This window comes from Paranoxybacillus vitaminiphilus, assembly GCF_003259935.1.
GTDB classification, from domain to species: Bacteria; Bacillota; Bacilli; order Bacillales; family Anoxybacillaceae; genus Paranoxybacillus; species Paranoxybacillus vitaminiphilus.
The window spans coordinates 1-14680 of the sequence record NZ_QLMH01000032.1 but is presented as its reverse complement, the minus strand read 5'-3'; the positions used below and the strand labels follow the sequence as shown (position 1 = coordinate 14680).

Genomic DNA, 14680 nt, shown 5'->3' with positions numbered 1-14680 from the left:
AACAATTACGATACCAGAGTTTTCGCTTTTTTTATACCTATACATGGAAAAATATTCATTTTTATATTAACAACCCCAAGTTATGGTGATGAACCCAAATATTTCAATTTTTGTACATATTTGACGTCATTTAAAGGAGTTTTAAAAAATGGCTTTGCGCAATCAACTTTTACAAGTGATGCAGCACTATTTACAAGCAAAAAGAGATAAATTGTCGAAACATCATCCCATTTTCCGTTTAGTTACCACTGAAATTCCCAATACAATTAAACTATTTTCTTTCATTGATCAGGATCGATATGTAGTCAAAGGTTCTACAGGACAAGGAGTATGGACGGATGTTCCTTGGATTGCGATCATGAATAAAACGATCACCACGTCTACACAACGAGGCTATTATATCGTTTATTTGTTTAGTGATGATATGAAAAAAGTTCATCTTACTTTGGCCCAAGGTGTAACCGAAACACCGAAAGAGGAAATGCTTAGGATTAATGAAGAGATTCGCCAGATCATCCCATTAAACGAAAACGTCAAAAAAGATGACGAACTCAATCTTGGCGAAAGTAAAAAAGCAAAAGAGTATAAGCCATCTGTAGCTGCTTATATCTCTTACTCTTTTGAAAGAATGCCATCAGATGAGCAATTACAGCGCGACTTACAACAAATGATCCAATACTACGAAAATTATGTGGAGATAAAAACGAATATGAAGAAATTCAAACATCTCTCTTACCAAAGCATTGTTCAGCACATTTATTCTTACATTTCCAGCAAAGGCTTTTATTACACAAAAGAAGAAGTGATCAATTTATTTTTATCGTTAAAAACAAAGCCGTTTGTCATTTTATCGGGTATTTCAGGAACAGGGAAAACGAAAATTGTTCAATGGCTTGCGGAAAGCGTCGGAGCGACAGAGAAAAACGGACGGTTCACGTTAATCCCCGTGCGCCCTGACTGGAACGATGGTTCGGATTTGCTTGGCTATGTAGATATTAAAGGGGAATTTAAACCTGGACCGCTGACAAAAGTCATCCTTGAAGCGGAACAGCATGAAGAAGATCCGTATTTTGTATTGCTTGATGAAATGAATTTAGCCCGTGTCGAGCATTATTTTAGCGACGTATTAAGTGTGATGGAAAGTCGGCGTTGGGAAAATGGAAAAATCGTATCATCCAATCTTCTTGCAAAAGAAATAGCGGGTCAGGACATCTCCCTGCCACCAAATGTGTATATCATCGGAACGGTCAATATGGATGAAACAACCCACCCTTTCAGTAAAAAAGTGTTAGACAGGGCTAATACGATCGAATTTAACCGCGTTCAACTTAATCATCTAGATTTTTTAAAAGAATTAAAGGAAGCAGAGCCTATTCAGTTAAAACAAGAGGTGTTTACTGCTAAATATTTACATTTAAAAGACGTTTATCATCAATATCCTCACATTGTTGAAAAAGCAACAACTGAATTAGTCCAAATCAATGAATATTTACAACCGTTAGGAGCACATGTTGGCTATCGTGTTCGGGACGAAATATGTTTTTATCTTGCCTATAACGAAGAAGGACAGTTGATGACATTTGAAAATGCATTTGATCATTGTCTACTGCAGAAAATCTTACCAAGAATCTCTGGAAGTGATACGAGAGTACAACGGGCGTTAGAACAATTATTTACGTTTTGCACGAACATTGAATTAAATGAAGAATACGACGGTCTTCTGGACTTTACATATACGAAATATCCGAAAAGTGCAAACAAAGTGTTAGATATGTTAAGGAGGTTGAGGGATGATGGCTTTACCTCCTTCTGGATTGGTTCGTGAGGATGTTGAGCTTGTCCATATTGAAACCGAATTTTTAACACTTGTTATAAAAGGAAAGCCGTATCATGAACAGTATCAAGGGTTACAGCAATACCGTCAACTGGACTTTCATGAATGGATGGAGTTTTCGGTAGAAGGGGAAGGTGTCCAAGAAGTAAAAGTATTTGATATTGATCAACAAAAGTTAGTCGAATGGTCGACACATCGCCCGATCTTTTTTGAAAACGGCATTTATCAAGTAATCGTTTCCCCGAAAATGGATGGCGATTTCACATTTTATCATGAACATCCGTTATTAAGAAGAGCGATCGATAAAGTAAAAATCGGCAATGACTATATACTAATGGGAAATCTGCAGTTTCAAAATGAAGTTGGCTTTTCCACATTTGAAATAAGAAACGGAAACAAGACGATCTTAGAAGTGACTCTCGAAATTTTTCCAACGAAATTAAATTATAAAGAAGATTATCAAAAACTATTACAAGAAGTGAGCGATGAAATTTACAATCTTGCCTTCCACTTTATCAAGAAAACGTATCAGCGGGCGAAAGCAAAACTCGACGGCACGCCGTCACGCAGTGAGTTTTTCCGCCTGATGGAAGCGCATTTTCACGATTTTCTGCAAGCGATCAACCAAATTGAACGACAGCCGCATCATCAGCTCGTCACTACCCATGTAAAAGCGAGAGGGGATCAGCTTGGCCGGCTTGATCAAAAAGGGAGACAATATTTGCGGAAACGACCGCAATTATTTTGTGAAGTCGCAAATGGCTTGATGCTTCATGAACGTTCTGTGATGCCAATATCGGGATTAAAAATGAAAAAAGAACTGACTTACGATACATTGGAAAACCGTTTTGTCAAATGGATGATAACTCGGTTGATTCATAAATTAACTGATTTATTTGCAAAAGTAGAGTCAAAAAACAAACGATATGAAGTCGAACCAGACACTGATTTGCTTGCAAAGATTGCGAACATGAAAAAAGAATTAGAAAAGAAAACGAAAAATCGATTTTGGCAACCAATCGGAAAGCTTGATCGTTCTGTGATGAGCCTTGTTTTGCAGATGGCACCTGGTTATCGCGACGCCTTTCAAATTTATTTAATTGTTACACGAGGTCTTGCTCTTCAAGGAAAGCTGTACCAAATGTCTGTTAAAGATGTCGCGACGTTATATGAGTACTGGACGTTTCTGAAATTAGGACAAATATTAGGGAAAAAGTATAAGCTCGTGAGTCAGGACATCATCCAAGTCAATCGCACTGGTTTATTTGTCAATTTAGAAAAAAACCGCTCCGCGACAAGAGTATATGAGCACCCGCATACGGGCGAGAAAATTACGCTCACCTATCAAAAGTACGAAGGGAAACTGCCGACGATTCCGCAAATTCCCGATACGATGTTGGCAATTGAAAAGAAAGGAAGAAACTATACGTACAATTATATTTTCGATGCCAAATATCGCATTGATTTTGCGGTTGAAGGAAGCAGCTATCATCGAAATTATCAACTTCCAGGGCCAATGGAAGAAGATATTAACACGATGCATCGCTATCGTGATTCCCTCGTTGTCCGCCACAATGGTCCGTACGAAAGAGCGGCATTTGGCGCTTATGTGTTATTCCCTTGGTATGATGAGGATAGCTACGAAGAACATAAGCTATACAAAAGCATTAATGAAGTCAATATTGGCGGACTGCCGTTTTTGCCGAATGCGACACGCTTAGTTGAGCAACTCATTGAGCGGCTCGTCGAAAAAAGCCCAGAGGAACTACAAAAGGAAGGCATTCTCCCAAGAGGAGCAATCGAAGAATGGACATCTTCTCTAGATGAAAAAGTCCTTGTCGGCATGGTCCCGCGCGAGCAAAACTACCGTGCCCATCTCCAGCACCGCTTTTATCACATTCCTGTGAAGCGATTAAAAAAAGGTTGGCAAGAAGCAACATATATTGCCCTTTATCCAAAAAAAGGAGCAGCCCCAGTAAATGGGGTTACTTGCTATGGGAAAATTGTCGATGTGAAATTCGTAAAACGATTTGAGATTAACGAATTACCAAAAAATAGTTTGGAAGAGTACGTGAAATTTGAAATAGAAAGCTGGCATTTTTTAAAGGACATTGTGAGACCTGTTGGATATGGGATATCGGTCTACACGATGACAACGTTAAACACATTAAAAGAAGCAAAAGAGCTGCCAGAATTATTTATGAAATCTAAAGAGGAAATCACTTTATGGAGAATGCTCAGGAGACTATCCGATCGAATTCGGTTTGATTTGGATGATCGATACTTAGATAAAGCGTCAAAAATTGAAGCATATCGAATCAAAGACATCGTCATTAAATTAGCCGATCATCAGTTAGTGATTACGAAAGGGGACGAAATCAAGAAGTTGCAGGCGGATGATTTGCGGAAACAGCCGTCGGTGGTGTTTAAGGAAATTTTGAGGGTGATGGGCTGAGATGATGAATGCCAGGTGATTCGCAGTATGTTATAATTCCCGATGGCAGAAACTGTGATGATCAAGCTGAGAGGAGAGAGCATTATGCGTTTTGACATCCGATTAGATGGCTACATCGTAAACTGCGACAAAGAGCACGATGAATTTTTAGCCGCATTCATTGAGTGGCTCGAGTCAAACGGTTGGGGATATGCAGGGATGTCGCTTCCGGTTACGGATGAAGAGGATATCGAGGCAGAAATCCAAAAAATGGTGACAAATGATCATTATAAAAAATGGGGGACTTTTTTGTTACCTGATGACGACGATGAAGAGGAAGAGAGCGAGTGAGCTCTCTTTTTTTATGGGGCAAGTTGGTAGATGAGGCGTCGTTTTCAGAGCATTTGCCATGAATTTTAAATTCTTTCTTACTAGAGATCTTACTATCCGTGTTAGGATCGCTTGAGTTTGAAGGGACAATGTTTGAGAAGTCGGATTTTGGGATTGTCGGCATCTTTTTAGGATATTTAATCAAACTATTTTCCTAAACGCACAGGGATCACTCCCTCCTTGGCAAAAAAAAGAGTGGAGGGGGTTGTGTTTTTAGAAGGGAATTGATTGGAGAGATGGAGTCAGCCCACATATTTAAGTGTAGTGGGGAGAGAGTTCATTTATAGAGGAGAAATTTCTATAATAAGTGTTTGTATATATCTTATTTATCGACATAATTCGACATATTTTCCGGTTTTTATTTTAGTATAATATGACTATGTCGACACAAAAGAATGTTTAGATGATTTTTACGTCCCAACATGTTGAAGTGGTAGGCATTCGAATAAAGGAGTTCAGATCGAAAGATGTCGAGAGGAATTATTGATAATAAACAAAGTGGTTTAGTGGGAGATGTCTTAAAAGAATATATTACAAAGGGCAGTAAGTTATCCGTTGCTGCTGCACATTTTACTTTATATGCTTTTGTCGAATTAAAGAAAGAGCTTTCTCAGTTAGAGGAGTTTCGCTTTATTTTCACAGAGCCTGCTTTTGTACAAGGCGGCAACTTATTAAAGGAACAAATGGAAAAAAAAGAAGCTTTGTTGTATGGGGTTGAAGAAGAACGAAAATATAAAGTAGAGTTAAACCAAGCCTATATCGCTAAAGAATTTGCAAAATGGTTGAAACAAAAAGCACAAATCAAGTCAGTCACTAATCAGCGGATCCAAGGAGGACTATATCATGTCGAAAACAAAGACGGAACTCAAATCGGTCTGATTGGCGGTGCGCCATTCTCAAGTCCGGGATTAGGCTACAGCAACTCCTCAAATATATACATTAACAATATTGTTGATGATATTGAAGCAAATACACAACTCCTTCGCAATTTCGATGCTATTTGGCACAACGAATATGCATTACAAGATGTGAAAGAACAAATATTACGGCGTTTAGAAGTGTTATATAAAGAAAATTCACCGGAGTTTATTTACTTTGTTACACTCTACAATCTTTTCAAAGATTTTTTACAAGATACGAAAGATTACGAGGCGTTACAAACGAGAACAGGGTTTGAAAATACGGTGATTTGGAATAAACTTTATGATTTTCAGCGCGATGGTGTGATTGGTGCCATCAACAAAATCGAAACGTACGGCGGCTGCATTATTGCCGATAGCGTCGGTTTAGGAAAAACGTTTGAAGCGTTAGCGGTCATTAAATATTATGAATTGCGCAATCATCGTGTTCTTGTACTAGCACCGAAAAAATTGAGAGAAAACTGGGCGATTTACCGTTTAAACGATAAACGAAATATCTTAGCCGAAGACCGTTTTTCCTATGATTTGCTGAACCATACCGATTTATCACGGGATCGCGGCTATAGCGGAGACATTAACTTAGAACATGTGAATTGGGGAAACTACGATTTAGTCGTCATCGACGAATCTCATAATTTCCGCAATAACGATCCGCGCAACGACCGCGTCACAAGATATTCAAGACTGATGAACGATATTATTAAAGCGGGAGTAAAAACGAAAGTGTTGATGCTTTCCGCTACTCCGGTTAACAATAAGCTCGACGATTTAAAAAACCAAATTGCTTTTATTACAGAAGGAAACGACAAAGCACTAGCAGAAACAGCAAACATTAAAAGCATCAGCCAAACGATTCGGCGGGCACAGTCACAGTTTAACAAATGGAGTAACTTGCCTGAAGAAGAGCGCACAACAGAACGGTTGTTAGATATGTTAAGCTGGGATTACTTTACATTGCTTGATTCGTTAACGATTGCTCGCTCTCGTCGGCATATTGAAAAATATTATAATGTGAAAGATATCGGTCAATTTCCAATGCGTTTAAAGCCAATCAATATAAAGGAAACGATTGATGAAAAAGATGAGTTTCCAGCACTTGAAAAAATTAATAACGAAATATTGCGTTTACGATTAGCGGTCTATTCGCCGATGCAATATATTTTGCCGCACATGAAAGATGTCTATAGCGAAAAATACGATACGAAAGTTGCCAATGGAAGAATTTTCAGACAAACAGACCGCGAAAATAGCCTTGTACATTTGATGAAATCGAACTTATTAAAACGTTTGGAAAGCAGCATTCATTCGTTTTCTCTAACATTACAAAATATTATTAATAACATTGATTCACTGATTGATAAAATTGACAACTATAACCCAGGAAATGAAACGATCGGAGATATTACAGAGATTGATATTGAAGACCCAGAATTAGAAGATGCGCTCATTGGATCCAAAGTAAAAATATTAATGAAAGACATGGATCTCATTCGCTGGAAGCAAGATTTGCTGTATGACCGCGAGATTTTAGCAAAGCTGCTCGTACAGGCAAAAAAGGTTACACCTGAGCGCGATAAAAAATTATTGGCATTAAAAAAAGTGATTAAAAATAAAATCGAAAATCCAATTAATGGCCAAAATAAGAAACTATTAATTTTTACAGCATTTGCTGATACGGCAAAATATTTATATGAGAACTTACATCAGTGGATTTTACATAATTTCGGGCTGCACTCTGCCGTTGTCACAGGTTCTGATCATCCGAAGACAACATTGAAGATGAAAAAAGTTGATTTCAATAGCGTGTTAACGAACTTTTCACCCATTTCTAAAGAGAGAGCAAAAGTCATGCCGAATATGATGGAAGAGATTGATATTCTCATTGCAACCGACTGTATTTCTGAAGGGCAAAACTTGCAAGATTGCGATTATCTTGTCAATTATGATATCCACTGGAACCCAGTGCGTATCATTCAACGATTTGGACGTATTGACCGACTTGGAAGTAAAAATGAACGTATTCAGTTAGTGAACTTTTGGCCGTCGATGGAGTTAGACGAATATATTAATCTAGTCGGCAGGGTCAAAGACCGAATGACCATTCTTGATATCTCTTCCACCGGGGAAGAAAACGTTATCGCCGACAACAGCAACGAAATGAAAGATTTAGAATATCGCCGGAAACAACTCGAAAAATTACAAAACGAAGTCATTGATTTAGAAGATATTTCTGGGAATATTTCATTAACGGATTTCACGATGGATGATTTCCGAATGGATTTATTAAATTTCATGAAGAAAAACAAAGATGTAATCGAGAAGGCTCCGCTAGGTTTATTTAGTATTACAACGAATAAAAATGAAAAACTTCGAGAAGAAATTAAGCCGGGAGTCATTTTCTGCTTAAAACAACTCAATAACTTTACAGCGTCTAGCGAACAAAACGCACTTCATCCATATTATTTGATTTATGTGAAAGAAGACGGCGAAGTGTTATATAACCATGTCCATATCAAGAAAATTCTCGATATCTATCGTTCGCTTGTAATGGGCAAAAGGAAGTAGAACAACAGCTGTATGCGGCATTTTATGAAGAAACGAAGCACGGTAAAGACATGGGGCGATATAAAACGCTGTTAGAAAAAGCGGTTGAAGATATCGTTGGAAAAATCGATCAGCAATTGACATTGAATATTTTTAGCTTAGGAAACTTAGATAGTCTTGTGACAAATGCGAATACAAGTTTGCAGGATTTTGAAATCATTTCTTATCTCATTATAAAAGGGTGAGAACGATGGCTGGATTAACGTTTTACCGTATGATTGGGCTGGACGATAAAGTTCGTCCGCTCAATAAAAAATTAGATAAAAAGATGTTCTATGATTTCGCCGATTTAAACAAGAAAGAAAAAGACTACATCACAAAATATATTGAACGAATGGAATTAAGTTATTTATTAACCCCGAGTACAATCAATATCCAGCCATTTATCAACGAAGAATACCATTATGAAGGGGTTATGTTTATTACGATTCAACTGAGGGAGGAAGCGAGAGACAATCATCTGCCTGTCATCGGTGAAATCATCCAAGGGGCACTTCCGAACCCTGTCGTCATTGTCTTTGAAAAGCAAGGAAACTTTCAAATCGGTACATGCTTAAAACGATTAAATAAAGTAGATATGTCGCAGGTTGTACTGGAAGAATCGTATTACACTCCTTGGTTTCAATTGGACAACGATGACGAAACGGTCCATCAGTTTATAAAAACGATTCATATTACGAAAATATCATTTTCTCATTTTTTTCGGTTTTATAAAGACATTCATTTAGCGGTACAAGCGTTTCAGCATACAAAGGCTGTTGGAACGTTTTACGTTGCAGAAGACGAAGAAGTACAGCAGCTCATTGCGCAAATCCAAGCACACGAAGCGGAAATAACGAAATGGAAAAATAAAATGAAAAAAGAAACGCAGTTCAATCGAAAAGTCGAATACAATATGAAAATTCAACAGCTCACAAAGCAAGTTGAACAGTTAAAGCAACAATTGCAATGAAAGGAGAGCCATCATGGAAAAACTAGACGGAAAATCGCTCGATTTAGTGAAAACAAATATTGAAGCGTTAAAGCAGTTATTCCCGGAAGTCGTGACCGAAGGAAAAATCGACTTTGAAAAATTAAAACTTGTGCTTGGGGAAGAAATTGAAAAACGGAACGAACGATATGAATTCACATGGCACGGCAAAACGCAGGCAATGAAACTCGCGCAAACGCCATCAACGGGAACACTTAGACCGGATAAAGCATCAAGCAAAAACTGGGATACAACGGAAAACCTTTATATTGAAGGAGACAACCTCGAAGTACTAAAGCTGTTACAAAAATCGTATTTTGGCAAGATTAAAATGATTTATATCGACCCACCGTATAATACGGGGAAGGACTTTGTGTATAAAGATGACTTCCGTGATAATATTAAAAATTACAAGGAAATGACAGAGCAAACAACAAGGGCTAATACAGAAACGAATGGAAGATTTCATACTGATTGGTTGAATATGATGTATCCAAGATTAAAGTTGGCAAGGAATTTATTGGCTGATGAAGGTTTAATCTTTGTTAGTATAGATGATAATGAGGTTTATAATTTGAGAGCATTGCTGAATGAAGTATTTGGAGAAGATAATTTTCTTCGAGAGTTAGTATGGCAACGACATGCTGGTGGAGGAAACGATTCAAAATATTTTGCTGTTGACCACGAATATATCTTGGTTTATGCAAAAAATATTAATTCTATAAAAAAACTAAGAGTTCCTTTATCAGATGAAGATAAAAAAGAGTATACGGGTAAAGATGAATATTTAGATACGTTAGGTCCTTTCAAAACGAAAGATTTTAGACGTATGCGACCAGACGATCCTAGACCGAATTTAAGATATACAATCATTGCTCCAGATGGAACAGAGCTATATGATGAATGGAAATGGGAAGAAAGTAAGTTCATAGAAAAATATAAAGAAAATAAAGTCCAAATTCGAAAAGGTAAAAATGGAAAATGGATAGTAGAATACAAAATTTATTTAAATGAAGGAGAGGAAGGAGAAGAGAGGGAAAAAGTTCCACGCTCTTTACTAATTGATATAGAAAGAAATAGTGAAGGGAAGCGTCAATTGACGAACACATTTAACCAAGCAAATATATTTAATAATCCTAAACCCATAGGACTTATTAAATTTTTATTAAGTATAGGAGATAGAGATGGCTTAATTTTAGACTTTTTCTCCGGCTCTGCTACAACTGCCCATGCCGTTATGCAGTTAAATGCAGAAGACGGTGGTAATCGTAAGTTTATCATGGTGCAATTACCGGAGAAAACAGACGAAAAATCAGAAGCGTATAAAGCAGGATATAAAAATATTTGTGAAATCGGAAAAGAACGCATCCGCCGCGCTGGTGAAAAAATCGTTCAAGAAACAGGGAAAATAGATTTAGATATTGGCTTTAAAGTATTTAAACTTGATTCTTCTAACGTCAAGCTTTGGGACCCAGACTTCGCAAATCTTGAACAAACCCTTTTCGATCTGCAGGATAACATAAAAGAAGACCGTACAAAAGAAGACTTGCTGTATGAAATTTTACTGAAAATCGGTTTGCCGCTGACAACGCCAATCGAAGAGATTGACTATAAGGGTAAAACCATTTACAACGTCGGTTTTGGTTCTGTCTTATTATGCTTAGAAAATGAAATTGACTTAGACATTGTCAATGAAATGATGAAACATAAGTCAGAGCACATGACACCAAAAGTTATTTTCAAAGAGTCTGGTTTCATCAATGATTCAGTGAAAACAAATGCGATTCAAACATTGAAAAAGAACGGAATCACGGACGTTAGGAGTGTATAAGCCATGAAGTTAAAGTTTATTTCTGACTTAGACTACCAAAAGCAGGCGATTGATTCCGTTGTGCAAATTTTTAAAGGCCAACAAATGAAACAGTCCAACTTTACTGTATATTATGGTACGCAAGAAGAAGCAGGGATGATTCAAACAGCTTTAGGCGTAGGAAACCGTTTAGACCTTACGCCTCAAGAAATTTTAAAAAATGTCCAATCCATCCAAATGAAGAACGGTTTGCCGCGCAGCGAAACGCTCGATGGCATGAATTTTACTGTCGAAATGGAGACGGGGACCGGGAAAACGTATGTTTATTTACGGACGATTTATGAATTAAATAAACATTACGGTTTTACAAAGTTTGTCATTGTCGTGCCATCTGTGGCGATTCGCGAAGGTGTGTATAAGTCATTGCAAATTACGAAAGAGCATTTTGACGAGTTGTACAACCGTACGCCGTTAGAGTACTTCATTTATGATTCGCAAAAGCTCGATAAAGTGCGTAACTTTGCGACGGCAACAACGATTCAAGTGATGATTATTAATATCGATGCCTTCCGTAAAAGTTTTGAAGACCCGGAAAAAGAAGATAAAGCAAACGTCATTCATCGGACGAACGACCGACTAAACGGTTATCGTCCGATAGAGTTCATTCAACAAACGAATCCGATTGTCATCATCGATGAGCCGCAAAGTGTCGATACGACACCGAAGTCCAAAGAGGCGATCGCATCGCTAAATCCGTTATGTACGTTGCGTTATTCGGCTACCCATGTCGATAAATACAACATGGTGTACCGTCTTGATGCAGTGGATGCCTATAATCAAAAACTCGTAAAGAAAATTGAAGTAATGTCCGTCCGTTCTGAAGAATCATTTAACGTCCCTTATATAAAATTAGTAGAAGTAAAAGAAGGAAAAGCAAAAATTGAACTTGATGTTGAAACGCGCGGCAAAGTGAAACGAACAACGAAAACAGTGAAGTATGGGGACGATTTATACGATATTTCTGGAGAACGGGAATTGTACCGCGGCTATATGGTGGAACAAATTGATTGGACAGAAGGAAATGAGTCCATTGAAGTAAACGGTCATTATTTACGGGTGGGCGATGCCATTGGCGACATAGATGACGATACGATTAAACGATATCAAATCCGCAAAACGATTGAGGAGCATCTAGATAAAGAACTGCGTCTAAGACCGCGCGGCATTAAAGTGTTAAGTCTTTTCTTTATTGATAAGGTGGCCAACTATCGTGATTATGATAAAGATGGTAATCCGATTAAAGGAAAATATGCCATCATGTTTGAAGAAGAATACAAGAAATTAATTCAGAAGCCAAAATATCGTACATTATTTAATGACATCGATGTTGATATGGATGTAGAGAAAGTTCATAACGGATATTTTGCGCAAGATAAAAAAGGAAGGTTAAAAGATACAAAGGGAAATACAGAAGCGGATACAGATGTGTACAATTTGATTATGAAAGACAAAGAGCGCTTATTAAGCTTAGACGAGCCGCTTCGCTTTATTTTCTCACACTCGGCGCTGCGTGAAGGATGGGATAACCCGAATGTGTTTCAAATCTGTACATTAAAAGATTCAGCAGGGACATATGTATCAAGGCGGCAGGAGATTGGCCGCGGCTTACGTTTAGCGGTAAACCAAAACGGGGAACGTGTCCAAGACTATAACGTCAACACGTTAACGGTTATGGCCAATGAATCATATGAAGAATTTGTTGCCTCATTGCAAAAGGAAATGGAAGAGGAGACAGGAGTGACATTTGGCAAATTCGAAAAGCATGTGTTTGCGAAATTAGTCTATATCGATAAGGATACGGAAGAACCTGTGCAAATGGGGTATGAGTTGTCGGCAAAATTATATGAAGAACTGAAACAACATGATTATATTGACGAAAATGGAAAGGCAAAGCCATCATTAAAAGAAGCGTTAGACAAGCATGAATTAAACTTCAGTGATGAGTTTCAACCTTGGAAACAAGCGATTATAAAAGAAATAAGACACTATTTACAACGCTTGCCGATAAAAAATGCAAACGATCGAAAAAAAGTTCAATTGAATAAAGCGATTTTAGATAGTGAAGAGTTTATTCAGTTGTGGGAGAGAATAAAATATAAAACTGTCTATTCTGTTGAATTCGATAGCGAACAATTAATTAAGAAAAGCATTGCAAGCATTCAAAAAATGCCGCCGATTCATAAAATTCGTATTTTAAGCCGAAAAGATCAAGTGACGATGGACAAAGTGGAAGGAATTCATGCGCAAACGGTGAGTGAGCGTGTCGAAGATTATGTTACCGCTCATCATACATTGCCGGATATTATAACAGAACTGCAAAATCGTACAAATTTAACGCGGAAGACGATTGTGGAAATTTTAACCGGCTGCAAGCGCCTTGACGATTTTAAAAACAACCCGCAAAAGTTTATTGAAGAAGTGACGAAAATCATCCAGCGGGAAATGAGATTATTGCTCAATGACGGTGTCAAATATTACAAAATCGGCGACGATGCGTATTATGCCGTCGAATTGTTCCAAAACGAAGAGCTGCTGGCCTACTTAAACGACAATGCCATTCGCAGCGAGAAGTCACCGTTTGATTATGTCGTTTATGATTCGGATATTGAAGCAAGCTTCGCCCAGCGCTTTGAAAACGACGAAAACGTCAAAGTATACGTCAAGCTGCCAAGCTGGTTTAAAATCGACACCCCAATCGGTTCGTACAACCCAGACTGGGCGCTTGTCATTGACAAAGATGGGGAAGAAAAACTATATTTTGTTCTTGAAACAAAAGGCACGGAAATTGAAGAATTTTTGCGTCCCGAAGAAAGAGCAAAAATCGACTTCGCCCGCAAACACTTCGAAGCGATCGGCACCAACATCGAATTCATCGGACCGGAGAAAGATGTGAATCAATTTATGCTCCGGGCACTAAGCCGTTAATAATTCATCTAAGACAGAAGCTGTAGGGCTTCTGTTTTTTTGGTTTTGTGACAGGGTTCGACAGGATTTTTTTTGAAATTTATGTAGTATAAGGATGAGAGGCTTTTATACGAGGGGAGAGGTAAGTGGTGTCAAACAAAAGCTCTACAAGCAAAAGAGAAATTCCGAACATCTTAACAGAAAAAGATTTACTGATTGATATTGAAACATTTGTTGAGGGAAATCCTTTGGCCAATTCAGTAGAGAAGGGACATCTTTTTACAGAATGGATTTTGAAGTTTTTATTTGAACGATCAGACGATGAGATCGAATTTGATATGGAACTTTCTGGTTCTGGAGATAATTCCGTTGACGCTTGGTTTGAAGATGGACAAACGCTACATATCATTCAAACTAAATATAAAAAGGCACATAATAAGGACGCTTTTGCTGGATTTTTATCAGATATGGAACGTTTACTTTCAAACCCTTACGCTACAATTGGCAACAAACAAGATTTTGATGAATTTTGCAATGTACTAAAAATGTATATTGATGATGATGAAGAAATCATAGATGTAGATGGAGAAAAAAGGATACAACTTCATTATGTGACGAGTTCTCAATTAACAGACGATTTTAATGCTAGGGTAACTTATTGTAAATTATCACTTTATTTCGGAACAAAAGAGCCATTTTTTTGCACATTCCTTCAGAAAGCCCTCTCCCCTTTTCTGAAAGAATGTGCTAAATT

Annotated in this window: 10 protein-coding genes; all 10 read left to right on the top strand. The window is 37.7% G+C overall.

The features are described 5' to 3' along the window. Positions 1-210: hypothetical protein (locus tag B0I26_RS18490; protein ID WP_220084989.1), on the top strand; the 210-nt coding region annotated here is incomplete at its 5' end. Further along, positions 149-1825 (top strand): MrcB family domain-containing protein, encoded by a 1677-nt coding sequence (locus B0I26_RS17440; RefSeq protein WP_111646632.1) that lies wholly within the window; start codon positions 149-151, stop codon positions 1823-1825. The genes B0I26_RS18490 and B0I26_RS17440, both read left to right, overlap by 62 nt. Continuing rightward, on the top strand, positions 1794-4289 hold the full coding sequence (locus B0I26_RS17435; RefSeq protein ID WP_111646633.1) for a restriction endonuclease-like protein: 2496 nt from the start codon (positions 1794-1796) through the stop codon (positions 4287-4289). Before B0I26_RS17440 ends, B0I26_RS17435 begins: the two co-directional genes overlap by 32 nt. An 84-nt stretch (positions 4290-4373) precedes the next feature. Then, positions 4374-4619, top strand: coding sequence for a hypothetical protein (locus tag B0I26_RS17430; protein ID WP_111646631.1), 246 nt, complete (start codon positions 4374-4376; stop codon positions 4617-4619). Between the two features lie 506 nt (positions 4620-5125). Beyond that, positions 5126-8143, top strand: a complete 3018-nt coding sequence (locus B0I26_RS17420) for a helicase-related protein (RefSeq protein ID WP_245934843.1) — start codon at positions 5126-5128, stop codon at positions 8141-8143. 50 nt (positions 8144-8193) lie between these two features. Beyond that, a complete protein-coding gene (locus tag B0I26_RS18765) occupies positions 8194-8367 on the top strand; it encodes a hypothetical protein (protein ID WP_245934842.1) in 174 nt (57 codons plus the stop codon). A 5-nt stretch (positions 8368-8372) separates the two neighbouring features. Then, complete coding sequence (locus B0I26_RS17415; RefSeq protein WP_111646630.1) at positions 8373-9134, top strand: DUF4391 domain-containing protein; 762 nt, start codon at positions 8373-8375, stop codon at positions 9132-9134. A 13-nt stretch (positions 9135-9147) separates the two neighbouring features. After that, positions 9148-10983 carry a site-specific DNA-methyltransferase gene (locus B0I26_RS17410; RefSeq protein WP_111646629.1) on the top strand — a complete coding sequence of 612 codons (1836 nt, stop codon included), beginning with the start codon at positions 9148-9150 and terminating at the stop codon, positions 10981-10983. A 3-nt stretch (positions 10984-10986) separates the two neighbouring features. After that, entirely contained in the window at positions 10987-13947 is a 2961-nt protein-coding gene (locus B0I26_RS17405; RefSeq protein ID WP_111646628.1) for a type III restriction-modification system endonuclease, read from the top strand. 128 nt (positions 13948-14075) lie between these two features. Continuing rightward, the coding region (locus tag B0I26_RS17400; RefSeq protein WP_146612828.1) for a hypothetical protein at positions 14076-14680 on the top strand (605 nt) is incomplete at its 3' end.